The following is a 22,725-nucleotide window of genomic DNA, read 5'->3' as shown; positions in this document are numbered from 1 at the left end:
AGCCCTGCCGGCGAACGGTACTGTCGGGTCCGTGACCGATCTGGTACGGGCGGAGACCCCGGTGGTGATGGGCGTCCTCAACGTCACGCCCGACTCCTTCTCCGACGGCGGCAGATACGCCGATCTGGACGCGGCAGTCGCACACGGGGTGCGACTGCGCTCCGACGGCGCCGACCTGATCGACGTGGGTGGCGAGTCCACCCGGCCCGGCGCCGAGCGGGTCGACGCGGAGACGGAGACCGTCCGGGTGCTGCCCGTGGTCCGCGAACTGAGCGCCGCCGGCATCCTCGTCAGCATCGACACCAGCCGCGCCCGGGTCGCCGAGGCCGTACTCGCCGCCGGCGCGTACGTCGTCAACGACGTCTCCGGCGGCCTCGCCGACCCGGACATGGCCCGGGTGGTCCGCGACGCCGGCTGCCCCTGGGTGCTCATGCACTGGCGGGGGCACTCGCGGGGGATGCGGGAGCTGGCCACGTACACCGACGTGGTGGCCGAGGTCCGCGACGAGCTGAGCCGGCGCGTCGACGCCGCGCTCGCCGCCGGGGTGGCCGCCGACCGGATCATCGTGGACCCGGGCCTGGGCTTCGCGAAGACCGCCGCGCACAACTGGGCGCTGAGCGCCCGCCTGCCCGAACTGGTCGACCTGGGCTTCCCGGTGCTGTTCGGGGCCAGCCGCAAGTCCTACCTGGGCCGGCTGCTCGCCGACCCGGCCGGCGAACCCCGCCCCACCGCCGGGCGGGAGGCCGCGACCGTCGCGACGAGCGTGCTCGCCGTCGCGGCCGGCGCCTGGGGGGTACGCGTGCACGACGTCCGCGGCACCGCCGACGCGCTCGCCGTCTGGCGCGCCACCGGCAGCCCCCGGCTCGCCGGCGCGACCGGCGTACGACCGGCGACCGTGCCGCGGACCGCGGCGGCCACCGGCGGCACCCGGCCGGCGGAAGCGTCCACCGGCACGAGCGGAGGCGACGGATGAGCGACCGGATCGAGCTGACCGGCCTGCGCGCGCACGGCCGCCACGGCGTCTACGACTTCGAGCGCGCCCAGGGTCAGGAGTTCGTGGTCGACGCGGTGCTCGAACTGGACCTGGGCCCGGCCGCGCGCTCGGACGAGGTGACCGACACCGTGCACTACGGCGAACTCGCCGAACGCCTGGTCGCGGTGATCACCGGCGAACCGGTGAACCTCATCGAGACACTCGCCGACCGGCTGCTCGCGGTCTGCCTGGCCGAGCCGCTGGTGGCCGCCGCGACGGTGACCGTGCACAAGCCGGAGGCCCCGATCCCGCACGCCTTCCGGGACGTCGCCGTCACGATGCGGCGTACCCGATGACCCGGGCCGTGCTGTCGATCGGCAGCAACCTGGGCGACCGCCTCGGCCACCTGCGCGGCGCGGTGGCCGCGCTCGGCGACCGGGTGCTCGTGGTCTCCGGCGTCTACGAGACTCCACCGTGGGGGGACGCCGACCAGCCCGCGTACCTGAACGCCGCGGTGATGGCCGCGGACCCGGCGGCGGCGCCGGAGGACTGGCTGGCCCGCGCCCGGGCCGCGGAGGCGGCGGCCGGGCGCGACCGCGACCCGCAACGACGGTACGGGCCGCGCACGCTGGACGTGGACGTGATCGCGGTCTGGGACGACGCCGGCGAGCCGGTGCTCCGCGACGACCCCGAGCTGATCCTGCCGCACCCCCGGGCCCACCTGCGCGCCTTCGTGCTGCGCCCGTGGATCGACATCGAGCCGCACGGCCGGCTGCCCGGGCACGGCTGGCTGACCGACTTGCTCAACGCCGAGCCGCTCGCCGGGGACGCCCTGGAACTGAGCCCGCGACCCGATCTGGCGCTAGAGTCGGACACATGACCCGGTGGATCGTGGCCCGGCAGTGGCGAGCTGAGGAGGTGCGGTGAGCACCGACCGCTCCCCGCAGGGGCCCGACCGCTTCCGGATGGGGCCGACCCGGGCCTCCACGCTCGTGGTGGCCGGCCTGGCCGCCGCCGCGGTGGCCTGGCTGCTGATCAGCGGCTTCTACTACGACTTCGCGCCCGACCTGCCCTGGCTGCCGGTGATCACGCTGGCCGGGCTGGCCGTGCTGGAGGGCTACGCGGCGGTCAACACCCGGGGCCGGATCGAGCGGCGGCCCGGCCGGGAGCCGGTCAACCCGCTGCTGGTCGCCCGGTTCGTCGTACTGGCCAAGGCGTCGGCGCTGGCCGGGGCCATCTTCGCCGGCTTCTACGCCGGGCTGACCGGCTGGTTGTTCGTGGAACGCACGAACGCCGCGGTGGGCGATCGACCGGCCGCGCTCGGCGGCCTCATCGCCGCGCTGGCGCTGGTCGCGGCCGCGCTCTGGCTGGAACGCTCCTGCCGGGTGCCGGAGCAGGAGGACGACGAGGACCGCGAGCCCGGTGACCGGGAGACGCCCCGCGGGCGTCTCTGAGGGTTCCCCCCATCCCGGCCCGGCGGTACCGTCCCTGGCGACCGGAGAGCGACGGCCGCCACCGGTCCGCCCGCCCGTGGGCCGGACGCGGCCGCCTGGGGGAGGCGCGAGCCAATGGCGTACGACGATGCGGGCCGGACAGCGCCGCCGGAGACGTCGTCCGGGGTGCCCGCTGCCGTACTGGAGAACGTCTTCGACGACCCGGCGCACGGCGAACCCGGCCGGGACCGGATCGCGGTACACGTGTTCTGGGAGTTCGCGCTGCTCGCCGGTCTGGTCGCGATGGCCTGGCTGCTCTGGCGGGAGGACTCGGACGCGCTGCGCGGCGGCTCCCTGAAGACGCTGCTCGTCGACGTGGCGGCGCTCGGCCTGCTCACCCTCGCCGCCGGCCTGAGCCTGCGGGCCGGCGCGGTGAACCTGGCGATCGGGCCGGTCGCGCTGGCCGCCGCGCTGCACTTCGCCGAGCAGGGCGACCGGGGCATGCGGGAGGCGCTGCTGCCGGCGCTGGCGATCGCGGCCGCGGCCGGGCTGGCGCTCGCCCTGGCCGTGGTGGTGCTGCACGTGCCCGGATGGGCGGCGAGCCTGGCCGGGGCGGCCGGCGTGATCGTCTACCTGGAACGGCGGACCGCGCCGGTGACGGTGCAGGGCGACTACGACCCGCGCGGCAGCGCGCTGTACTTCTTCGTCGGCTTCGCCGCGGTCGCCGTCCTCGGTGGCCTGTTCGCCGCGATGAAACCGGTACGCCGGCTGATCGGCCGTTTCCGCCCGGTCGCCGACCCGGCCCGGCGGCGCGGCGTGGCGGCCGCCACGGTGACCGCGCTGGCTCTCGTCGGGTCCACCGTGCTGGCGATGCTGGGCGGCGTGCTGATCGCGGCGAACGGGGACGGTCAGGTCGCGCCCGGTACCGGACTGGACTGGACCGTGCTGGCGGTCGGCACGGTGATGCTCGCCGGCACCAGCGCGTACGGGCGGCGCGGCGGCATCTTCGGCACCCTGTTCGCGGTCTGCCTGGTGGTGGTGTTCCTGGCCTGGACCGTGCCGCACGGCTGGACGGTCAGCCGGTGGGCGCTCGGCGGCGCCGTGCTCGGCGCCGGCCTGCTCGTCACCCGGCTGGTCGAGACGTTCGGCCGTCCCCGCCCGGCACCGCCGGGTCCGCTCGGCCCGGTCCGCCCCGCCCGGGACGGCGCGCTGAGCGGCGGCTGGACGATGACCCCGCCGCCCGAACCGGCCGACGCCTGGCCCTCGGTGCTCCCGGTACGCCAGCACGACACCCCCGTCGAGGCATGGGAGGCCCCGCGCTGGGACAACGAACCCCGGCGCTGGGACGCCGACGACCGCTGACCCCGGCGGTGGCCGTGCGTCCGGCGCGCCCGGACTGATCTCTCCGGTTAGGCTCGGCGGCATGACCGATACTCCTGCCCCCGGTGGCCGCACCTTCGACGAGCTCGACAAGCTCTCCACCGAGGAGCTGCGCGAGCAGGCGTTCAACCTGGCGCGCGACCGCCGCGACGTGGGCTTCTTCTGGTCGGTCCTGCGGCACCTGCCCAACGCCGACGAGGCCGCCGCGCTGGACGGCGCGCCGAACTCGATCGGCCCGACCATCGACGAGGCGAACGCGCTCTGGCGTGAGCTGACCGGGCACGGCTACGACGAGTCCGCGCCGCTGCTGCGCGCCGCCTTCATCGACTACCTGATGAAGCACTGAGGTCGATGACCGCCCGTCGGCCGACGGCGGCCGACCGGTTGCGCAGGTTTGCCCGGCGGGACCGGCCGGGAACTGACCGCCGCATGGCTCTGAGCAACCGCCCCCGCACCGTCCCCCGGTACGGTACGGCCGCCGGCACCGGCACGCTCGCCGCGTTCCTGCTCGTCGCCGTCGGCGGCAGTCCGATGTACGTGGACTGGGCGCAGCGCGGCACCGACCCGACCGGCGCGGGTGGCTGGTTCCTGCGGCTGCTCGCCTGGCCGTCCTGGCGGTGGCAGGCCGACGAGGGCGTGTTCGCCACCAACCTGCGGGCGATCCTGTTGCTCGTGCTGGCGGCGGCACTGCTGTACCTGCTGCCCGGCCCGCAGGTCGACCGCGTGACGTCCTCGGGCAGCCAGTTCCTCTCCGGCTGGGGCGCGTACGCGCTCGCGGGCGGGCTCAGTGCCCTGCTCGCCACGCTCCTCGGCCCGCACGGTTCGCTGTTCGCCGCGTTCCAGGCCGCCAGCACCGGGGTCACGTACGGCTTCTTCGCCGGCTGGATCGTCGGACTGGCCAGCCTCGGCGGCCGGGCCTGACCTCAGTCCACAGCACCGAGCGCCAGCACCCGGGTGCGCGTGAGCAGCCCCACCGCCCGGCCCTCCTCGGTCACCACCGCGTGCTCGGCACCGGAGGTGAGCAGCGCGCCGAGCGCGTCGTACGCCGAGTCGCCGAGCGCGACAGTGGGCAGGCCGGTGCCGCCGTCGGCCGGGAGCGGGTCGAGCACCGCGCGGGTCACCGGAGTCACCGCGAGCCGCCGGATGCCCCGGTCGGCGCCGACGAACTCGCGGACGAAGTCCGAGGCGGGCGAGCCGAGCAGCGCGGCCGGCGTGTCGTACTGCTCCAGCCGGCCGCCCTCGGACAGCACCGCGATCCGGCCGCCCAGCCGGACCGCCTCGTCGAGGTCGTGGGTGACCAGCACGATCGTCTTGCGTACCTCGGCCTGCAACCGCAGGAACTCCTCCTGCAGGCGGGTCCGGACGATCGGGTCCACCGCCGAGAACGGCTCGTCCATCAGCAGCACCACCGGGTCGGCGGCGAGCGCCCGGGCCACGCCGACCCGCTGCCGCTGCCCGCCGGACAGCTCGTGCGGGTACCGCCTGCCGAACTGCGCCGGGTCCAGACCGACGAGTTCCAGCAGCTCGCCGACCCGGTCCCGGGTGCGCTGCTTCGGCCAGCCCAGCAGCCCCGGCACGGTCGCCACGTTCGCGGCGACGGTCTGGTGCGGGAACAGTCCGACGTTCTGGATGACGTACCCGATGCGGCGGCGCAGCGCCACCGGGTCGACCCGGGTGACGTCGTCGTCCCCGAGCAGGATCCGCCCGTCGGTCGGCTCGATCAGCCGGTTGATCATGCGCAGCACCGTCGACTTGCCGCAGCCGGACGGGCCGATCAGCACCACCAGTTCGCCGGCCGCGACCTCCAGGCTCAGCTCGCGTACCGCCTCGGTGCCGTCCGGGTAGCGCTTGCGGATGCGCTCCAGCGTGATCGACGCCGCGCCGCCTCCGGCGGCGCTTCCCGGGGTACCGTCCACGTGTGTCCCTCCACCTGAGCTACCGGGCCGACCCGGGTAATCCGTGGTTCTCCTGGCAGTACGTGCGGGACAACTCTGACACGATCCTCGCCGCGCTGCGGGAGCACACCTGGCTGACCGCCCGCGCCGTGGTGATCGCCGCGCTGGTGGCACTGCCCCTCGCGGTGCTCGCGTACTGGTTCCGGTCGCTGTCGGCGCCGATCCTTGCGGTGACCGGCGTGCTCTACACCGTCCCGTCGCTGGCGTTGTTCGCGTTCCTCGCGCCGTACCTGGGCATCGGTGCGATCACCGTGCTCACCGTCGTCGCGCTGTACGCGCTGCTGGTGATCGTGCGCAACGCGCTGGCCGGGCTGAACCAGGTGCCGCCCGAGGTCCGCGAGGCCGCCGAGGGCATGGGGTACGGCAGGTGGGGCCGGCTGTTCCGGATCGAGCTGCCGCTGGCGCTACCCGGCATCCTCACCGGCGTACGGCTGGCGACCGTGTCCACTGTCGCGCTCGTCACCGTCGGGGTGGTGGTCGGCCGGGGCGGGCTCGGGCAGCTCATCTTCGCGGGCTTCCAGAACAACTTCTACAAGGCGCAGATCATGGCCGGCACCGTGCTGTGCGTGCTGCTGGCGCTGGTGCTCGACCTGGTGCTGGCGGGTGTGGGCCGCCTGCTCACCCCCTGGCTGCGCGGGAGGTCCGCCCGGTGAACCCCGTCGAGCAGGCAGTGGTCTGGCTGAACGACCCGCTGAACTGGACCAACCCCGGCGGCGTGCTGGACCGCCTCGGCGAGCACCTGAGCATGTCCGCGCTGGCGGTGCTGCTGGGCTGCCTGGTGGCCTGGCCGATCGGGCTCTGGCTCGGGCACAGCGGCCGGGGCGGCGGGCTGGTCCTGCTGGTCTCCAACGTCACACTGGCGATCCCGACGCTGGCGCTGCTGACCATCCTGCCGCTGACGTTCCTCGGCTTCGGCCGCCCGGCCGTGGTGGTGGCGCTCGCGGTCTTCGCGATTCCGCCGCTGCTGGCGAACGCGTTCACCGGGGTGCGGCAGGCCGACCCGGAGGCCCGGGACGCGGCCCGGGGGATGGGCCTGTCCGGCGGGCAGGTGCTGCGCCGGGTGGAGCTGCCGCTCGCGGTGCCCTACCTGGCGGCCGGCTTCCGTACCGCGGCGGTGCAGGTGGTGGCCACCGCCGCGCTCGCCTCGTTCGTCAACGGCGGTGGGCTGGGCCAGATCATCCGGGCCGGGTTCGGGCTCGACATCGCCGCCGGCGGGGGTCAGATCATCGCCGGCGGGGTCCTGGTGGCCGGGTTGGCGCTGCTCGTCGAGGGGGTGCTCGCACTGGTGGAGCGGGTGGTCACGCCCCGCCCGCTGCGCCGGGAACGTACGCGGGCGAACCGCCGCGCGACGGCGGCGACGACCGGCAGTTGAGCCGTCGGTGACGATCAGATGACGAAAACCGCTCCGAGTTTGTCGGTCGGGTCCGGAGGATATTGGCTGGAGTCGCGGGTGGCCGTCCGGATCGCCCGTCGGACACGCGGCCGGCCCGAGGGGGTCGCGCCGGGACACGGAAGGCGGGCACTGATGCGCGCGCGTACGACACTGGCCGCGGGGGCGCTCGGCGCACTCACCGCGGCTGTTCTCCTCACCGGCTGCGGCGACGCCGGCTCGTCCGGCACCGACGCGCCCGAGCAGGGCGCCTCGGGGGCGGGCTGTGCTCCGGTGGCCGGTGACCAGCTCGTCGTCCTGACCGACGACAAGAAGCTCCAGAACACCGACAACGTCATCCCGGCGATCAACGCGAAGGCGGCCACGCCGCAGCTCGTCGCCGCGCTGGACAAGGTCTCCGCGAAGCTCGACACCCCGAAGCTGATCCAGCTCAACCGGGCGGTCGACGTCGACCGCAAGACGCCGCAGGTCGCGGCGCAGGAGTTCGCCTCCGCAAACGGCGTGACCGACGGCATCGAGAAGGGCCCGGGCGGTCAGATCACCGTCGGCGCCGGCAACTTCAGCGAGAGCCAGACCATCGCCGAGCTGTACAAGATCGCGCTCACCGCGGCCGGCTACCAGGTCAAGGTGCAGACCATCGGCAACCGGGAACTCTACGAGCCGGCCCTGGAGAACGGCCAGATCCAGGTCGTCCCGGAGTACGCCGCCACCATGGCGGAGTTCCTCAACACCAAGGCCAACGGCAAGGACGCCCAGCCCGTCTCCTCGCCGGAGCTGGACAAGACCGTCGCGGCGCTGAAGACCGAGGGTGACAAGGCCGGCCTGGTCTTCGGCCAGCCGTCCCAGGCGCAGGACCAGAACGCGTTCGCGGTGACCAAGGCGTTCGCCGACAAGTACGGCGTGTCCACGCTCTCCGAGCTGGCCGCCAAGTGCTCCGGCCAGGCCACCGTGCTGGCCGGGCCGCCGGAGTGCCCGCAGCGGCCGAAGTGCCAGGCCGGTCTGGTCGAGGTGTACGACTTCAAGGCCGGCTCGTTCAGCTCGCTGGACGCGGGCGGCCCGCAGACCAAGAACGCGCTGAAGACCGGCTCGGCGAGCGTCGGCCTGGTCTTCTCCTCCGACGCGGCGCTGGCCACGAGCTGACGCGGCACCGCCGGCCGGCGCCTCGTGTGCCGGCCGGCGGCACGGGCGGCCCGTTCGGCGGGCCGCTCATCGAGTGGCGCCGACCCGTTCCCCTCAGGTGGAACTCTCGGTACTCTGCTCAGCCATGCCAGCCTCGGTCGCGCCCGCCGACAAGAGCACGCCCACCCTGCTCACCGTCCTGTTCTGGGTCGGTGTGGGGCTGGCGCCCCTGGCCGCGCTCATCCTGCTGATCGCCGACGGAAACGGCTCGCTCCGGTTCGGCGCGGTCCTGGCGATCCTCGCGGTCGTGCTCATCGGTCTGTCCATCGCGCTGCGGCCGGAGAGCGGTTCCGAGGGCGCGGCGTCCGAGGAGATGCGCGAGGAGCTGGCGCAGCTCCGGCGGGAGTTGCGGGCCGAGATTGTGGCCGCCGCCCAGCGCGGCAACCAGGCGCTCGACCAGGCACGACGGGCCGAGGAGGTGGCCGGCGCGGTACGGCATCGGCTCGACGCGGCCGCCGCCGGGCTGGCCTCCGCGCCCGTGTCCGCCTCGGCGTCCCCCTCCGCGTCGGTGCCGGAGCGCCCGAGTGGTGCCGCGAGGGTGCCGGTCGCCGGCACCCCCGACGTCGGCCGGGCGCACCCGGCCGGCCGGGACGAGGACGAACCGGCCCGGCCGGCGTACTCCGGCGGCCGCTACGGAACCGATGCCGATTCGTCCCGGGCGGGCCACCACGACGCGGACCCGCCTCGGACCGGGCATCACGACGCCGACCCGTCCTGGACGGGCCGATACGGGGCCGAGCCGTCCCGGACCGGCCACTACGACGCCGAACCGGCGCGGGCCGGGCGGCACGACGCCGAGCCGGCGCGGGCCACCGCACGGCCGGACCGGCAGGCGAGCGGGGTGTACGGCGCGGCGCGGGTGTCCGAGCCGATGCCCAGGCCGGAGACCCGCCCGGTCGGCGTGGTCCACCACACCGAGACGGTGCACGTCACCACCCGGCACACGATCGTCGGCGGCGGTGAGCCGGCCGGAAGCCGGTACGGCGGATTCCCCGGCGGCTGGTCGGACGAGGAGCGGTCCCGGGGCACGGATCCGGCCGACCAGTGGCGCGCGGGCCATCGCGAACCGGGCCGGGACGACCGGGCAGGCCGTCGGGCCGGACCTGACGACGACGGCTGGGGCGCCGGATCCGCTGACGGCGGGCCGTCGTGGACCGACCCCGGACGTCCGGGGTCCGAGCATCCGTGGGCGGGCGTCGGCCGGGCCACTGCCGGAGAACAGGGCTGGTCGGGGCGTACCGCCGGGGGTGGATGGTCGACCGACCAGGGCCGCGCGGCGGCGGAGGAGCAGCGGCAGTGGTACGGCGGTGGTGAGGACCGGGCAGGCCGGGCGGCGAGCACCTGGCCGGCGGCGGCGGGCGAAACGGCGGACCGGGCGGGCGCCGGCGGCGACCAGTGGTCCGAGATGCGTGCCGGTAATCGGTGGGCAGCGGTACGCGACGACGGTGACGGCCGGGAGATCCGGCTCGGGGAACGGCGGGCCGCAGTGCACGCCGACGGCGGCGGTACCGAGTACCGGATCGAGGACCGGTGGGCGTCGGTGCGCGGCGGCAGGCCGGACGCGAGCGGGCCGGACGGAACCGGCGACCGCTGGTCCGGGGAGAGGGAGAGCAACCCGGCGCTGCCGGCCGGCGGGGTGCCGGTGCCGGACGAGTGGCGGCCGCCGACGCAGCGCAGCGGCCAGCCGGAATGGCGTCAGCCGCCGCCCGAGTGGCGCCGGCCCGAACCGGAGTGGAATCAGCCGGAAGCCGAACCGGAGTGGCGTCAGCCGGAGCCGCGGCAGACCGAGTCGCACTGGCGGCGGCCCGAGCCGGAATGGCGGCCGGCGGAACCGGAGTGGCGCAGCCCGGAGCACGGTGCACACGCCCGGCCGTATCGGGACACCGCCGACCGCTGGCGCTGACCCCGCCGGCTACTTGTCGATGTCGCCCACCACGAAGAACATCGAGCCGAGGATGGCGATCAGGTCCGGCACCAGGCAGCCGGGCAGCAGCGACGACAGCGCCTGCACGTTCGCGTACGAGGCGGTGCGGAGCTTCATCCGCCACGGCGTCTTCTCGCCCCGGGAGACCAGGTAGTAGCCGTTGATGCCGAGCGGGTTCTCGGTCCAGGCGTACGTGTGCCCCTCCGGCGCCTTCAGCACCTTCGGCAGGCGGGTGTTCACCGGCCCGCTGATCCGGTCCACCCGGTCCAGGCACTGCTCGGCGAGGTCGAGCGAGACGTACACCTGGTCGAGCAGCACCTCGAAGCGGGCGTGACAGTCCCCGGCGGTCTTCGTCACCACCGGCACGTCGAGCTGGTCGTAGGCCAGGTACGGCTCGTCGCGGCGCAGGTCGAGGTCGAGCCCGGAGGCGCGGGCGACCGGCCCGGACGCGCCGAACGCGGCGGCGTCGGCGGCGGAGAGCACACCGACGCCGACGGTACGGGCCAGGAAGATCTCGTTGCGCCGGATCAGGTTGTCCAGGTCGGGCATGCGGCGGCGTACCTCGGCGATGGCGGCGCGGGCGCGCCCGGTCCAGCCGGACGGCACCTCCTCCTTCAGGCCGCCGACCCGGTTGAACATGTAGTGGATCCGGCCGCCGGAGACCTCCTCCATCACGGCCTGGATGGTCTCCCGTTCCCGGAACGCGTAGAACATCGGCGTGATCGCGCCGATCTCCAGCGGGTACGAGCCGAGGAACATCAGATGGTTGAGCACCCGGTTCAGCTCGGCCAGCGCCATCCGCAGCCAGGTGGCGCGCTCCGGCACCTCCATGCCCATCAGCCGTTCGACGGCGAGCACCACACCCAGCTCGTTGGAGAACGCCGACAGCCAGTCGTGCCGGTTCGCCAGCACGATGATCTGCCGGTAGTCGCGTACCTCGAAGAGCTTCTCCGCCCCCCGGTGCATATAGCCGACGATCGGTTCGGCGGCGACCACCCGCTCCCCGTCGAGCACCAGCTTCAGCCGCAGCACGCCGTGCGTCGAGGGGTGCTGCGGCCCGATGTTGAGCACCATGTCGGTGCCGAGCTGCTCGCCGCCGGCGCCGGTGCCGACTGTCAGCTCGCGGAGGTCGGCGGCGTCCGTGGTCATGCCCGTCATCGTGCCACGACCGCGTCGAGCGCGACGCCGACCGGCTGCCGCAGCCACAGGTGCCCGCCGAGCCCGGCCGGGTCGGTCAGCTCGGCCGCCGCCGACGCCGCTGCGAGCGCCCGCAGGTAGGCGGCCGGGTCGCGGGAGGCCAGGCTCAGCGGCGGTCGCCCGCCGTCGGCCCCGAGCGCCCGCAGCGCCTCCCGCTGAGAGACCAGGGAGTACGCGCACCGCGCGACCCGCTCACCGGCGGAGGCGACCGAGTCCATGGCGACGTGCGCCGTCACGTCGCACGACCCGTCCGGAACCGGCGGCACCTGCCGCCCACCCCGATACCCGGTCAACGTCCCGTCCAGGGGACGCGAGTCCCGCAGATGCCCGTAGTCCACCGCGAGCGCCAGCCCGCGCGCCACCCGCCCGACAGCCTCCGCCCAGGCCAGATCCCGTCCCGACCCGATCTCCACCCTCCCACCGCCCTGCCTGGCGTCGGTGATCAAGGAGTTCGTGTCCCGATCCGGGCCCTCCGCAGCCCCGAACTCCTTGATCACCGGGGTGGGAGCCGAGGGGAGGGCGGGGGGCCACCAGGTGGTCAGCCAGGTGGTGTCGGTGGGGGTAGGGGGCGGGCCCACCGTCTCCTCGCCGGTCTTCGGGTTCACCAGGAGGAGGCGCCAGCCCTCGGGGGTGGGGACTGCCACGTCCACGGGGACGTTGTCCAGCCATTCCGTCGCCACGAGCAGGCCGGTGATGCCGTCGGGGATGTCGGGGCGCCAGTCGATCTGCGGTGGCAGGTCCGGCGGGCGGGCGGCCCGTTCCACAGCCACCGGGTGGAGCCGGGCGGCAAGCTCGGGTGCGGCCTGCGCCAGCAGCGCCCGGAGCAGTTCGCCCCGGCCCGCGCCCACGTCCACCACGTCCAGCCGGTCCGGGTGCCCCAGCGCCGCGTCCACCGTCTCGAGCTGCCGCAGCACGCAGGCGGTGAAGACGGGCGAGGCGTGCACGCTCGTGCGGAAGTGCGCGGCGGGCCCGGCGCCGGAGACGAAGAAGCCGTCCGGCCCGTACAGCGCCCGCTCCATCGCGTCGCGCCAGCGCAGCGGGGAGGTCACCGGGCCGACCCTACGGGACGTACCCGAACGGGCGGTTTGCCCGCCAGCGCAGCAGCCGCTTCCGGCGGTCGGTGAAGGTTTTCACACCTCCTTGTTCCGGGTCTGTCACCCGGGCGCATACTTGCCATCGACCGGTACCCCCTTCGAGGACTGGATCGCCGCCATGAGCGCACCGCTGCGCCCCCGGGCCACCGCTGCCCCGCTCGTCTTCCCACGTACCCTCGCCGTCGGCGTCCTCGGCGCCGGCCGGGTCGGCGCCGTGCTGGGCGCGGCTCTCGCCGCCGCCGGTCACCGGGTGGTCGCCGCATCCGGCGCCTCGGGCGCCACACGGGCCCGGATGGCGCTGCTGCTGCCGCAGACCCCGCACCGTTCCGCGTCCGCCGTGGCGCGCGCCGCCGCCGACCTGCTGATCGTCGCGGTCCCGGACGACGCGCTCGCGGGCGTGATCGCCGGCCTGGCCGCGAGCGGGGCGCTGCGCCCCGGCCAGGTGGTGGCGCACACGTCCGGCGCGCACGGGCTCGCCGCGCTGGCCCCGGCCGTCGAGGCGGGCGCCCGGCCGCTCGCGCTACACCCGGCGATGACCTTCACCGGTACGCCGGACGACCTGTCCCGCCTGCCCGGCATCTCCTACGGGGTGACCGCCCCGGCCGAGCTGCGCCCGTTCGCGGCCCGGCTGGTGGCCGACCTGGGTGGCGTGCCGGAGTGGGTCGGGGAGAACGACCGGCCGCTCTACCACGCGGCGCTCGCGCACGGCGCGAACCACCTGGTGACGCTCGTCAACGAGGCCGCCGACCGGCTGCGCGACGCCGGGGTGGAGCGGCCGGAGAAGGTGCTCGCCCCGCTGCTGCGGGCCGCGCTGGAGAACGCGCTGCGGCTGGGCGACGACGCGTTGACCGGCCCGGTGTCGAGGGGCGACGCGGGCACCGTACGCCGGCATCTGGACCGGCTGGCGCGGACCGCGCCGGAATCCGTACCCGCTTATCTGGCGTTGGCACGACGGACGGCTGATCGTGCCGTCGCGGTCGGCCGCCTTCGCCCGGCGGACGCGGCCGCGCTGCGCAACGTGCTCGACGGAATCGAGGTGGCGGCCTGATGGCCGAGGTGCTGCACACGCGCAAGGAACTGGCGGCGGCCCGCGAGGCGATGGCCGGCCCGGTCGGCGTGGTGATGACCATGGGCGCGCTGCACGCCGGGCACGAGGCGCTGCTGCGGGCCGCCCGCGAGCGCGCCGGCCACGTCATCGTCACGATCTTCGTGAACCCGCTGCAGTTCGGCCCGAACGAGGACTTCGACCGCTACCCGCGCACGCTCGACACCGACCTGGAGATCTGCCGCCGGGCCGGGGTGGACGTGGTGTTCGCGCCCTCGGTGACCGAGATGTACCCGGAGGGCCGCCCGACGGTGCGGCTCGACCCGGGTCCGCTCGGCGAGGACCTGGAGGGCCTGAGCCGTCCCGGCTTCTTCCACGGCGTGCTCACCGTGGTCATGAAGCTGCTCCAGCTCACCCGCCCCGACCTGGCGTTCTTCGGCGAGAAGGACTACCAGCAGCTCACCCTGGTCCGCCGGATGGTCCGCGACCTCGACGTGCCGGCCGAGATCGTCGGCGTGCCGACCGTACGGGAACCGGACGGGCTGGCCATGTCCAGCCGCAACCGGTACCTGTCGGCGGAGGAGCGGGAGACCGCGCTGAGCCTGTCCGCCGCGTTGCGGGCCGGCGCGACGGCGGCCGAGCGGGGTGAGGACGCGGGCGCGGTGCTGGCCGCCGCGCACCGGGCCTTCGACGCGCCGGACGCCCGCCTGGACTACCTGGTGCTCACCGACACCGAGCTGGAACCCGGCCCGGTCGCCGGTCCGGCCCGGCTGCTGATCGCGGCCTGGGTCGGCGCCACCCGCCTGATCGACAACACGGCGATCCACCTCGCGCCGCGTCCCTGAACCCCACCACGAATGCGGAAAGGCACCCCGATGCTGCGGACCATGCTCAAGTCGAAGATCCATCGGGCCACCGTGACCCAGGCCGACCTGCACTACGTCGGCTCGGTGACCGTGGACGAGGACCTGCTCGACGCGGCGGACCTGATCCCCGGCGAGCAGGTCGCGATCGTGGACATCACAAACGGCGCCCGGCTGGAGACGTACGTGATCCCGGGGCAGCGGGGCAGCGGGGTGATCGGCATCAACGGCGCCGCCGCGCACCTGGTGCACCCCGGTGACCTGGTCATCCTGATCTCGTACGGGCAGATGGACGACGCCGAGGCCCGCGCGTACCGCCCGAAGGTGGTGCACGTCGACGTCGACAACAAGGTCGTCGACCTCTCGGCGGACCCGACGACGGCCGCCCCCGGCACCGCCGGATCCCCCGTCCCCAACCCCCTGGCCGCCGCGCGCTGACCCTCCCGGCCGCCGCCTCCTCTCGCCGTTGATCTTGCACTTTCGGCCCTCGGTGCGGGCGGTTCGCCCCTTTCGCCGGGGCAGCAAGTGCAAGATCGACGGGGCGGGCGGGGCGAGGGCGGGCCGGACGGGCGGGGAACGCGGTCTGTCACCGGAAGGTCATTTTCGGCTACCCTGGGCGGACCGTCGGGGATCGACGGTCGTCGGCTGGGGGAGGCCGCGATGCGCCGTGCGATGAGCTTCCTGGTCGCCGCGATGGTCGCGAGCACCGCCCTGACCGGCTGTGCCGGCACCAGCGGGCTGGACGGCGACCTCACCGACGACTGGGCCGCTATGGCCGCACCCGGGCCGTTCATCCCGGCGGCCGGGGTCTGCCAGGTCGCCGACTTCACTCCGAGCGTGGGCCTGGCCGCGTACGCGCCGGTCGGCTGCGAGCTGCCGCACCGGGTGGAGACCGTGCACGTCGGGGCGTTCACCGCCGACCGGCCCACCCCACCGCCGCTCGCCTCGCCCGAGCTGCGTACCGCGTTCGCCGACTGCGACAAGCGGGCCGCCGGGTACGTGGGTGACGACTGGCGCGCCGGGCGGCTCCGGCTGGCGGTGGCGGTGCCGACTGGCACCGGCTGGACGGCGGGCTCCCGTTGGTACCGGTGCGACCTGACCGAGCTGACCACGGTCGAAGCGGCGGCCACCGTGGTCACCCGGACGGGCAGCCTGCGCGACGCGCTCAAGGCGCCCTCCCCGCTGCGGCTGGGCTGCCAGCGTTCGGTGCGGGACACGAACCGAGTGGAGCGGCTCAACCCGGTCGACTGCGCTGTCGCGCACGACGCCGAGTTCGTCGGCGTGTGGGCCGCACCGGACCGCCCGTACCCGAAGAAGCCCGAGGACTGGGTGCCGCTCTACGACGGCTGCTTCGGCGTGATCGCCCGGTACGCCGGGGTGCCCGCCGACGGGCTGCTGCGCTACCGCAGCGACGTGGTGGTCCGTCCGCCCGCTGCCGGTCGCTGGGCGGTCGGCGACCGGGGTGTGCGCTGCTACCTGTGGCTCAGCGACCGGACGGTGACCACCTCACTGAAGGGCGCCGGACCGGCCGGCCTGCCGCGCCGGACGAGGTAGCGGACCGCACTCGTCACGCCCCCCCGCGCCCGAGCCGAGTTCGCTTCGGGTTGACTGTGCTCATGGACCTACCGACCGTCGACCTGCCGGCGCTGCCCCGGCTGCTCGCCGCGCCCGCTCCCGGCTGGGTGGAGACGACAGACGTGATCGTGGTCGGCTCCGGCGTGGCCGGGCTGACCGCCGCGCTGCACCTGCGCGAGGCCGGCCTGCACGTCACGGTGGTCACCAAGGTCGACATGGACGAGGGCTCGACCCGCTGGGCGCAGGGCGGGATCGCCGCCGTCCTGGACCCGGCGGACACGCCGGACGCGCACGCGTACGACACGGAGGTCGCCGGCGTCGGCCTGTGCGACCCGGCGGCGGTCCGCGCACTGGTCGCCGAGGGCCCCACCCGGCTGCGCGAGCTGATGCGGATCGGGGCGGAGTTCGACCGCAACCCGGACGGCTCGCTGATGCTGACCCGGGAGGGCGGCCACCGGGCCGACCGGATCGTGCACGCGGGCGGCGACGCCACCGGCGCGGAGGTGCAGCGGGCGCTGCACGACGCGGTCCGCCGCGACCCGTGGATCCGGCTGGTCGAGCACGCGCTGGTGCTGGACCTGCTGCGCGCTCCCGGCGACGGACCGGACGGGCTCGGCCCGGCCTGCGGCATCACGCTGCACGTGCTCGGCGAGGGCAGCGAGGACGGCGTCGGCGCGATCCTCGGCCGCGCGGTGGTGCTGGCCACCGGCGGCATGGGGCAGATCTTCGCCGCCACCACCAACCCGGCGGTCTCCACCGGGGACGGGGTGGCGCTGGCGTTGCGCGCGGGCGCCGCCGTCACCGACGTGGAGTTCGTCCAGTTCCACCCGACCGCGCTGATCGTGCCGGCCGGCGGCCCGGGCGCGGGGCTGGCCCAGCAGCCGCTGGTCTCCGAGGCGCTGCGCGGCGAGGGCGCGCACCTGGTCGACGGCGACGGCAAGCGGTTCATGGTCGGCCAGCACGAACTGGCCGAGCTGGCGCCGCGCGACGTGGTCGCCAAGGGCATCCACCGGGTGCTGCTCGCGTCCGGCGCGGACCACGTCTTCCTGGACGCCCGCCACCTGGGCGGCGACTTCCTGGCCCGGCGGTTCCCCACCATCGTGGCGTCCTGCCTGGCCATCGGCGTGGACCCGGCGACCGACCTGATCCCGGTCGCGCCGGCCGCGCACTACGCCTCCGGCGGCGTCCGGACGGACCTGCGCGGCCGTACCTCCATCCCCGGCCTGTACGCCTGCGGCGAGGTCGCCTGCACCGGCGTGCACGGCGCGAACCGGCTGGCCAGCAACTCGCTGCTGGAAGGGCTGGTCTTCTCCCGCCGGATCGCCGAGGACATCGCCGCCGGGCTGCCCGAGCAGGCACGCCCGGCGGAGACCGGCGCCTGGGTGGGCGGTCCGGGCGCGCTGGTGCCGGCGTCCGGCACGGCGGAGCTGCAACGGGCGATGACGCGGGGTGCCGGCGTGCTCCGCTCGGCGGACACGCTGGAAGCCACCGCCGCCACGCTCACCGGGCTGGGCGCGGGCCGGGGCGTGCCGCGTACCGCCGACTGGGAGGCGACGAACCTGCTGACTGTGGCGTCGACGCTGGTCGCGGCCGCGTACGCGCGCCAGGAGACGCGGGGCTGCCACTGGCGGGAGGACTTCCCGACGGCCGACGAGCGGTGGCTGGGCCACCTGGTGGCCGAGGTGGGCACGGACGGCATCGTGGCCGAGCGCTGGGAATCACGTGAGCGCGAGGAGTGAGCCGGTCTTGCGAGCCCCGCAGTCGCGAACAAAGGAGGCACAGCTGATGAGGGAGTCGACGGAGCGGGCGCTGCGGGACGGCGGCCTGGACCCGGAGCGGGTCCGGCACGTCATCGTCGACACGCTGCACGAGGATCTGGGGCCCGACTTCCTCGACGTGACGAGCGTGGCCACCATCCCGGACGAGCAGCACGACACGGCCGACCTGGTGGCGCGCGCCGACGGCGTCGTGGCCGGGCTGCCGGTCGCCGCCGCCGTGTTCGAGCTGGTCGGCGAGGTGACCGGTGCGGGGCGTACGGTCGAGGTCTCGCTCGTGGCTCACGACGGGCAGCGGGTGGCGCGCGGCGACGTGCTGGCCACCGTGACCGGGCCGACCCGGCTGCTGCTGACCGCCGAGCGGACGGCGCTGAACCTGCTGTCCCGCATGTCGGGGGTGGCGACGCACACCCGGGCCTGGGCCGACGCGCTGGCCGGCACGAAGGCGATGGTGCTGGACACCCGCAAGACCACGCCGGGCCTGCGGGCGCTGGAGAAGTACGCGGTCCGGGCCGGTGGCGGCACCAACAAGCGGATGGGCCTGTACGACGTCGCCATGATCAAGGACAACCACAAGGTCGCGGCGGGCGGGATCGCTGCCGCGTTCCGCCGGGTCCGGGAGGCGTTCCCCGACGTCGCGGTGCAGGTGGAGGTGGACACGCCGGCCGAGGCGGTGGAGGCGGTCGAGGCGGGCGCCCGGTTCCTGCTGCTGGACAACATGACCCCGGCGCAGCTGCGCGAGGTGGTGGGGTCGGTGGGCGACCGGGCGGAGCTGGAGGCCACCGGCGGGCTGACGCTGCCGATGGCCGCCGAGTACGGCGCGACGGGCGTCGACTTCCTCTCCGTCGGCGCGCTCACCCACACCTCGCCGATCCTGGACATCGCCCTCGACCTGCGTGACGTCTAGGCTGCCGCTGTGCTGCTCTGCATCGACATCGGAAACACGAACACCGTGCTGGCGACCTTCGACGGCGACAAGCTGGTGCATTCGTGGCGGATCAAGACGGACGCCCGTTCCACAGCGGACGAGCTGGGTCTGATGTTCCGCGGACTGCTCGCCGGGGACGCCGTGGAGATCACCGGCGTGGCCGCCTGCTCGACCGTGCCGGCCGCGCTGCGCTCGCTGCGCACCATGCTCGACAGGTACTACGCCGACCTGCCCAGCGTGATCGTCGAGCCGGGCGTCCGGACCGGCGTGCAACTCGCCATCGACAACCCGAAGGAGGTGGGCGCGGACCGGGTGGTGAACACGCTGGCCGCGTACACGCTCTACGGCGGGCCGTCGATCGTCGTGGACTTCGGCACCACCACGAACTTCGACCTGGTCAGCAGCCGGGGGGAGTTCCTCGGCGGCGCGTTCGCGCCCGGCATCGAGATCTCCTTCGACGCGCTGGCCGCCCGCGCCGCCCAGCTGCGCAAGGTGGAGGCGACCCGTCCGCGTTCGGTGATCGGCAAGAACACCGTCGAGTGCCTCCAGGCCGGGCTGTACTTCGGCTTCGCCGGGCAGGTGGACCGGATCGTCGAGCGGATGTCCGAGGAACTGGGCGGCGTCAAGGCGGTCATCGCCACCGGCGGCCTGGCCTCGCTGGTGCTCGGCGAGTGCCACACCATCACCCACCACGAGCCGATGATCACGCTGATCGGCCTGCGGATGGTCTACGACCGCAACGTCTGAGGTGCAAGGAGGGGCCCCCTGTTAACGCCTCCGGTAGAGGAGGGGCCCCTTCTTAACGCCGGCGCGCCCGGAGCACCATCGTGCGGTAGGGCAGCTCCACGGCGTCCCGGCCGGCCAGCTCCGGATGGGCGGCGAACAGCTCCGCCAGCTCCGCGTCGACCCGTCGCCGCTCGTCCGCGTCGGCGGTCAGCCAGAACGAGCGGGTGTGCAGCATGCCCACCACCTCGTCCGGCGTCAGTGTGGTGGCGTGCGCGAACTCGCCCACCTCGACCTCGGTGAAGGCGGCGCCGAAGTCCGCGTACCGCTGGGTCACGTCGCCCGCGTTGTCGCCGAGGTGGGCGATCCGGGTCAGCTCCGCCACCCAGCCGACCCGCTCGTCCCGGATGTTCCAGACCGGCGCGAACGTGCCGCCCGGGCGCAGCACGCGGGCCACCTCGGCGTGCGCCCGCTCCCTGTCGAACCAGTGGTAGGCCTGCCCGGCCAGCACCGCGTCCGCCGACCCGTCCGGCAGCGGCACCGCCTCGGCGCTGCCGGCCAGCGCCGTCGCACCCGGCGTCGCGGCGGCCAGTTGCGCCCGCATCCCCGGATCAGGTTCCACGGGTACGACCTGAGCCACCGGCCCGGTCAGCGCCAGGAGCCCGCGGGTGAGGATGCCGGTGCCGGCGCCGAGGTCCACCACCCGGGCGTCGTGCAGCCCGTCCAGCGCCCAGCGCAGCGCGGCCTCCGGATAGCGGGGACGGAACCGGTCGTAATCGGCCGCGGCGGCGCCGAACGAGAGGGCCGCAGTGGGGTCGGTCATGGCGGGCAGGTTATCCCGTAACGGCCGCCACGGCGCTTGAGTACGCTCATGTGCTGACCCCGCCGATGTCCCCAAGGCCTGAGGAAGCGTGCCGTGACCGAGCAGAACGCCCTGCCAACAGACCCCGCCGACGACCTTCCGGAGCAGATGAAGGTCCGCCGGGAGAAGCGGGACCGGATGCTCGCCGAGGGCGTCGAGCCGTACCCGGTGGGTTTCCCGCGCACCACCACGCTCGCGCGGCTGCGCGAGCGCTACGGCGACCTGCCCACCGACACCGCCACCGGCGACCGGGTCTCGGTCACCGGCCGGGTGATCTTCATTCGCAACACCGGCAAGCTCTGCTTCGCGACCCTGCGGGACGGTGACGGCACCGAGGTCCAGGCGATGCTCTCGCTGGACCGGGTCGGCGCCGAGCGGCTGGGAGACTGGAAGCGCCTGGTCGACCTCGGCGACCACGTCGGCGTGACCGGCGAGGTGATCACCAGCCGGCGCGGCGAGCTGTCCGTTCTCGCCGAGGAGTGGGCGGTGACCGCGAAGGCGCTGCGCCCGCTGCCGGTGGCGCACAAGCCGCTCAGTGAGGAGTCCCGGGTCCGCCAGCGCTACGTGGACCTGGTGGTCCGGCCGCAGGCCCGGCAGATGGTCCGTACCCGGGCCACCGCCGTCCGCAGTCTGCGCGACACCCTACACGGGCAGGACTTCATCGAGGTCGAGACGCCGATGCTGCAACTGCTGCACGGCGGCGCGGCGGCCCGCCCATTCGTGACCCACAGCAATGCGCTCGACACGGATCTGTATCTGCGAATCGCGCCGGAACTGTTTCTCAAGCGCGCGGTGGTCGGTGGCGTCGACCGCGTCTTCGAGATCAACCGCAACTTCCGTAATGAGGGCATCGACTCTTCGCACTCGCCCGAGTTCGCGATGCTGGAGGCGTACCAGGCGTACGGCGACTACCACACGATGGCGGAGCTGACCCGAAATCTCGTACAGCAGGCCGCAGTGGCGGTCGCCGGCTCGACGGTGGTGACGCACGCCGACGGTCGTGAGTTCGATCTGGGCGGCGAGTGGCGGTCGGTGTCGCTGTTCGGTGTTCTTTCCGAAGCGCTCGGTGAGGAGGTCACCGTCCGCACCGAAAGGGCACGCCTGGTCGAGTACGCGGACAAGGTCGGTCTCTCCGTCGACCCGAAGTGGGGACCGGGCAAGCTGGCCGAGGAGTTGTTCGAGGAACTGGTCGTGCCGTCGCTTCAGGCGCCGACGTTCGTCATGGACTACCCGGAGGAGACCAGCCCGCTGACCCGGGCCCACCGCAGCGAGCCGGGCCTGGCCGAGAAGTGGGATCTCTACGTGCTCGGATTCGAGCTGGGTACCGCGTACTCGGAGCTGGTGGACCCGGTCGTGCAGCGGGAGCGGCTGGTGGCCCAGGCGCAGCTGGCGGCGCGTGGGGACGACGAGGCGATGCGACTGGACGAGGATTTTCTCCGAGCGATGGAGTATGGAATGCCGCCGTCCGGTGGCATGGGAATGGGAATCGACCGGCTGCTGATGGCACTGACGGGGCTCGGAATTCGGGAAACGATCCTGTTCCCGTTGGTCCGGCCCGAGTAGGCGCTCGCCCGCAAGCCTTCTCCGGCTCGTTACCCGATCCTATTGACGGAACAAGCGCCGGACGGGTTATTGTGCTCGGAGCATTGCAGGAGTACAACCCTGCTCGAAAGGAATGTGGGACGTGGCCAAGCAGATCATTCACAAGCTGGTCGATGACCTGGACGGCGGGGACGCTGACGAGACCGTCAAGTTCGCGCTCGACGGTGTGCAGTACGAGATCGACCTCTCCGCATCCAACGCCGGTAAATTGCGTGACGTATTCGCGCCGTACATCGCGAACGGAACGAAGGTCGGTCGCGGGGGTGTGGTCGTGGGTGGCCGGGCCGCTCGTGGCCGGGGCGGCGCGACCGCCGACCGCGAGCAGAACCGGGCCATCCGCGAATGGGCCAAGAAGGCCGGCAAGGACATCTCCGACCGGGGCCGGATCCCGCAGGAGATCGTGGACGAGTACCACGCGAAGGCGGGGCACTGACCCCGCCCTCGTCACGGGCGACGCGACGCCGGACCGGAGTGCGACTCCGGGCCGGCGTCGCCGTTTCCGGTCCGCCGTCACGGTTGGACCGCGCCGTGCCGGTCCCGTCGTACCTGTGCCGGATGTCCGGTCCGGCCCACAGTGCCGCCCTCGGTGGCGGCGACAGGGAAGAAAACCCCGCCGGGGACGGTTGTCCACAGGCGGTGGAGACTTCATCCACAGGCTGTGGACGACCCGGCGGACGCATCGGTTGCCGCCTCCGGTCCACTCGACCGACCTTTCCGGTGCCGGTCGAATTTCGCTCTGCGCGTACAGGCAGGGGCCCCGGAACACCTCCTGAGCGTGGACGGTTGTCAGAAACGACGTCGGAACGGTCATTCGCGGGGGCACACGA

Annotated in this window: 24 protein-coding genes; 20 read left to right on the top strand and 4 right to left on the bottom strand. The window is 73.9% G+C overall.

Annotation, left to right across the window (positions count from 1 at the left end; translation table 11 throughout):
* Nucleotides 1-31: 31 nt before the first annotated feature.
* The 7 genes from folP (at nucleotide 32) to NMK34_RS29035 (ending at nucleotide 4,707) form a co-directional block, all read left to right on the top strand.
* Entirely contained in the window at nucleotides 32-973 is a 942-nt protein-coding gene (gene folP / locus NMK34_RS29065; RefSeq protein WP_318335995.1) for a dihydropteroate synthase, read from the top strand.
* Nucleotides 970-1,329 carry a dihydroneopterin aldolase gene (folB, locus tag NMK34_RS29060; RefSeq protein WP_013288974.1) on the top strand — a complete coding sequence of 120 codons (360 nt, stop codon included), beginning with the start codon at nucleotides 970-972 and terminating at the stop codon, nucleotides 1,327-1,329. Before folP ends, folB begins: the two co-directional genes overlap by 4 nt.
* On the top strand, nucleotides 1,326-1,853 hold the full coding sequence (gene folK, locus NMK34_RS29055; RefSeq protein ID WP_318335994.1) for a 2-amino-4-hydroxy-6-hydroxymethyldihydropteridine diphosphokinase: 528 nt from the start codon (nucleotides 1,326-1,328) through the stop codon (nucleotides 1,851-1,853). The genes folB and folK overlap by 4 nt, the downstream gene beginning before the upstream one ends.
* An 85-nt stretch (nucleotides 1,854-1,938) precedes the next feature.
* Nucleotides 1,939-2,427, top strand: a complete 489-nt coding sequence (locus NMK34_RS29050; RefSeq protein ID WP_120574102.1) for a DUF3180 domain-containing protein — start codon at nucleotides 1,939-1,941, stop codon at nucleotides 2,425-2,427.
* Between the two features lie 114 nt (nucleotides 2,428-2,541).
* Nucleotides 2,542-3,768, top strand: coding sequence for an ABC transporter permease (locus NMK34_RS29045; RefSeq protein ID WP_318335993.1), 1,227 nt, complete (start codon nucleotides 2,542-2,544; stop codon nucleotides 3,766-3,768).
* Between the two features lie 61 nt (nucleotides 3,769-3,829).
* Nucleotides 3,830-4,132, top strand: a complete 303-nt coding sequence (locus NMK34_RS29040; RefSeq protein WP_135242344.1) for a hypothetical protein — start codon at nucleotides 3,830-3,832, stop codon at nucleotides 4,130-4,132.
* Between the two features lie 83 nt (nucleotides 4,133-4,215).
* Entirely contained in the window at nucleotides 4,216-4,707 is a 492-nt protein-coding gene (locus NMK34_RS29035; RefSeq protein ID WP_013288969.1) for a hypothetical protein, read from the top strand.
* Nucleotides 4,708-4,709: 2 nt separating this feature from the next.
* Here the strand turns inward: NMK34_RS29035 and NMK34_RS29030 are convergent, their stop codons facing one another.
* The gene (locus NMK34_RS29030; RefSeq protein ID WP_318335992.1) at nucleotides 4,710-5,702 is read right to left on the bottom strand and encodes an ABC transporter ATP-binding protein; all 993 of its coding nucleotides are present in this window, start codon (nucleotides 5,700-5,702) and stop codon (nucleotides 4,710-4,712) included.
* A gap of 2 nt (nucleotides 5,703-5,704) precedes the next feature.
* Between NMK34_RS29030 and NMK34_RS29025 the strand changes: the two genes are divergently transcribed.
* The 4 genes from NMK34_RS29025 (at nucleotide 5,705) to NMK34_RS29010 (ending at nucleotide 10,213) form a co-directional block, all read left to right on the top strand.
* Nucleotides 5,705-6,394, top strand: coding sequence for an ABC transporter permease (locus NMK34_RS29025; protein ID WP_013288967.1), 690 nt, complete (start codon nucleotides 5,705-5,707; stop codon nucleotides 6,392-6,394).
* The gene (locus tag NMK34_RS29020; RefSeq protein ID WP_318335991.1) at nucleotides 6,391-7,113 is read left to right on the top strand and encodes an ABC transporter permease; all 723 of its coding nucleotides are present in this window, start codon (nucleotides 6,391-6,393) and stop codon (nucleotides 7,111-7,113) included. The genes NMK34_RS29025 and NMK34_RS29020 overlap by 4 nt, the downstream gene beginning before the upstream one ends.
* Before the next feature lie 153 nt (nucleotides 7,114-7,266).
* Nucleotides 7,267-8,271 carry a glycine betaine ABC transporter substrate-binding protein gene (locus NMK34_RS29015; protein WP_318335990.1) on the top strand — a complete coding sequence of 335 codons (1,005 nt, stop codon included), beginning with the start codon at nucleotides 7,267-7,269 and terminating at the stop codon, nucleotides 8,269-8,271.
* 124 nt (nucleotides 8,272-8,395) lie between these two features.
* A complete protein-coding gene (locus tag NMK34_RS29010; protein WP_318335989.1) occupies nucleotides 8,396-10,213 on the top strand; it encodes a hypothetical protein in 1,818 nt (605 codons plus the stop codon).
* A 9-nt stretch (nucleotides 10,214-10,222) separates the two neighbouring features.
* On the opposite strand, the gene NMK34_RS29005 is transcribed toward NMK34_RS29010, so the two are convergent.
* Together NMK34_RS29005 and NMK34_RS29000 are read right to left on the bottom strand one after the other, a co-directional pair.
* Nucleotides 10,223-11,392 carry an NADH-quinone oxidoreductase subunit D gene (locus NMK34_RS29005; RefSeq protein WP_013288963.1) on the bottom strand — a complete coding sequence of 390 codons (1,170 nt, stop codon included), beginning with the start codon at nucleotides 11,390-11,392 and terminating at the stop codon, nucleotides 10,223-10,225.
* A complete protein-coding gene (locus NMK34_RS29000) occupies nucleotides 11,389-12,450 on the bottom strand; it encodes an SAM-dependent methyltransferase (protein WP_318336450.1) in 1,062 nt (353 codons plus the stop codon). Before NMK34_RS29000 ends, NMK34_RS29005 begins: the two co-directional genes overlap by 4 nt.
* A 193-nt stretch (nucleotides 12,451-12,643) precedes the next feature.
* On the opposite strand from NMK34_RS29000, the gene NMK34_RS28995 reads away from it, so the two are divergent.
* From NMK34_RS28995 to NMK34_RS28965, 7 genes are all read left to right on the top strand, one after another.
* Nucleotides 12,644-13,573 (top strand): Rossmann-like and DUF2520 domain-containing protein, encoded by a 930-nt coding sequence (locus tag NMK34_RS28995; RefSeq protein ID WP_318335988.1) that lies wholly within the window; start codon nucleotides 12,644-12,646, stop codon nucleotides 13,571-13,573.
* Entirely contained in the window at nucleotides 13,573-14,415 is an 843-nt protein-coding gene (panC, locus tag NMK34_RS28990) for a pantoate--beta-alanine ligase (RefSeq protein WP_318335987.1), read from the top strand. The genes NMK34_RS28995 and panC overlap by 1 nt, the downstream gene beginning before the upstream one ends.
* 30 nt (nucleotides 14,416-14,445) lie before the next feature.
* Entirely contained in the window at nucleotides 14,446-14,871 is a 426-nt protein-coding gene (panD, locus tag NMK34_RS28985; protein ID WP_318335986.1) for an aspartate 1-decarboxylase, read from the top strand.
* Between the two features lie 222 nt (nucleotides 14,872-15,093).
* Nucleotides 15,094-15,987 carry a septum formation family protein gene (locus tag NMK34_RS28980; RefSeq protein WP_318335985.1) on the top strand — a complete coding sequence of 298 codons (894 nt, stop codon included), beginning with the start codon at nucleotides 15,094-15,096 and terminating at the stop codon, nucleotides 15,985-15,987.
* A gap of 62 nt (nucleotides 15,988-16,049) precedes the next feature.
* The gene (locus NMK34_RS28975) at nucleotides 16,050-17,747 is read left to right on the top strand and encodes an L-aspartate oxidase (RefSeq protein ID WP_318335984.1); all 1,698 of its coding nucleotides are present in this window, start codon (nucleotides 16,050-16,052) and stop codon (nucleotides 17,745-17,747) included.
* Between the two features lie 46 nt (nucleotides 17,748-17,793).
* The gene (nadC, locus tag NMK34_RS28970) at nucleotides 17,794-18,690 is read left to right on the top strand and encodes a carboxylating nicotinate-nucleotide diphosphorylase (RefSeq protein ID WP_318335983.1); all 897 of its coding nucleotides are present in this window, start codon (nucleotides 17,794-17,796) and stop codon (nucleotides 18,688-18,690) included.
* A 9-nt stretch (nucleotides 18,691-18,699) separates the two neighbouring features.
* Nucleotides 18,700-19,458, top strand: coding sequence for a type III pantothenate kinase (locus NMK34_RS28965; protein WP_013288955.1), 759 nt, complete (start codon nucleotides 18,700-18,702; stop codon nucleotides 19,456-19,458).
* Between the two features lie 52 nt (nucleotides 19,459-19,510).
* On the opposite strand, the gene NMK34_RS28960 is transcribed toward NMK34_RS28965, so the two are convergent.
* Nucleotides 19,511-20,257 carry a class I SAM-dependent methyltransferase gene (locus NMK34_RS28960; protein WP_318335982.1) on the bottom strand — a complete coding sequence of 249 codons (747 nt, stop codon included), beginning with the start codon at nucleotides 20,255-20,257 and terminating at the stop codon, nucleotides 19,511-19,513.
* A gap of 93 nt (nucleotides 20,258-20,350) precedes the next feature.
* Here NMK34_RS28960 and lysS point away from each other — a divergent pair, with 93 nt between their 5' ends.
* On the top strand, nucleotides 20,351-21,859 hold the full coding sequence (lysS, locus tag NMK34_RS28955; RefSeq protein WP_318335981.1) for a lysine--tRNA ligase: 1,509 nt from the start codon (nucleotides 20,351-20,353) through the stop codon (nucleotides 21,857-21,859).
* Between the two features lie 121 nt (nucleotides 21,860-21,980).
* Complete coding sequence (locus NMK34_RS28950; protein ID WP_013288952.1) at nucleotides 21,981-22,331, top strand: histone-like nucleoid-structuring protein Lsr2; 351 nt, start codon at nucleotides 21,981-21,983, stop codon at nucleotides 22,329-22,331.
* The last annotated feature ends 394 nt before the right edge of the window (nucleotides 22,332-22,725 follow it).

This window comes from Micromonospora sp. BRA006-A, assembly GCF_033433935.1.
Lineage (GTDB): Bacteria > Actinomycetota > Actinomycetes > Mycobacteriales > Micromonosporaceae > Micromonospora > Micromonospora aurantiaca.
Note: the sequence above shows the minus strand (reverse complement) of the source record. Positions and strands in the feature narration are given on the sequence as shown.

What these genes read in the sequence shown, in the direction of transcription:
- folB (WP_013288974.1), top strand. Translation starts at nt 970, where the DNA reads ATGAGCGACCGGATCGAGCTGACCGGCCTGCGCGCGCACGGCCGCCAC.
- folK (WP_318335994.1), top strand. Translation starts at nt 1,326, where the DNA reads ATGACCCGGGCCGTGCTGTCGATCGGCAGCAACCTGGGCGACCGCCTC.
- NMK34_RS29050 (WP_120574102.1), top strand. Translation starts at nt 1,939, where the DNA reads ATGGGGCCGACCCGGGCCTCCACGCTCGTGGTGGCCGGCCTGGCCGCC.
- NMK34_RS29045 (WP_318335993.1), top strand. Translation starts at nt 2,542, where the DNA reads ATGGCGTACGACGATGCGGGCCGGACAGCGCCGCCGGAGACGTCGTCC.
- NMK34_RS29040 (WP_135242344.1), top strand. Translation starts at nt 3,830, where the DNA reads ATGACCGATACTCCTGCCCCCGGTGGCCGCACCTTCGACGAGCTCGAC.
- NMK34_RS29035 (WP_013288969.1), top strand. Translation starts at nt 4,216, where the DNA reads ATGGCTCTGAGCAACCGCCCCCGCACCGTCCCCCGGTACGGTACGGCC.
- NMK34_RS29015 (WP_318335990.1), top strand. Translation starts at nt 7,267, where the DNA reads ATGCGCGCGCGTACGACACTGGCCGCGGGGGCGCTCGGCGCACTCACC.
- NMK34_RS29010 (WP_318335989.1), top strand. Translation starts at nt 8,396, where the DNA reads ATGCCAGCCTCGGTCGCGCCCGCCGACAAGAGCACGCCCACCCTGCTC.
- NMK34_RS29005 (WP_013288963.1), bottom strand. Translation starts at nt 11,392, where the DNA reads ATGACGGGCATGACCACGGACGCCGCCGACCTCCGCGAGCTGACAGTC.
- NMK34_RS29000 (WP_318336450.1), bottom strand. Translation starts at nt 12,450, where the DNA reads ATGGAGCGGGCGCTGTACGGGCCGGACGGCTTCTTCGTCTCCGGCGCC.
- NMK34_RS28995 (WP_318335988.1), top strand. Translation starts at nt 12,644, where the DNA reads ATGAGCGCACCGCTGCGCCCCCGGGCCACCGCTGCCCCGCTCGTCTTC.
- panC (WP_318335987.1), top strand. Translation starts at nt 13,573, where the DNA reads ATGGCCGAGGTGCTGCACACGCGCAAGGAACTGGCGGCGGCCCGCGAG.
- panD (WP_318335986.1), top strand. Translation starts at nt 14,446, where the DNA reads ATGCTGCGGACCATGCTCAAGTCGAAGATCCATCGGGCCACCGTGACC.
- NMK34_RS28980 (WP_318335985.1), top strand. Translation starts at nt 15,094, where the DNA reads ATGCGCCGTGCGATGAGCTTCCTGGTCGCCGCGATGGTCGCGAGCACC.
- NMK34_RS28975 (WP_318335984.1), top strand. Translation starts at nt 16,050, where the DNA reads ATGGACCTACCGACCGTCGACCTGCCGGCGCTGCCCCGGCTGCTCGCC.
- nadC (WP_318335983.1), top strand. Translation starts at nt 17,794, where the DNA reads ATGAGGGAGTCGACGGAGCGGGCGCTGCGGGACGGCGGCCTGGACCCG.
- NMK34_RS28960 (WP_318335982.1), bottom strand. Translation starts at nt 20,257, where the DNA reads ATGACCGACCCCACTGCGGCCCTCTCGTTCGGCGCCGCCGCGGCCGAT.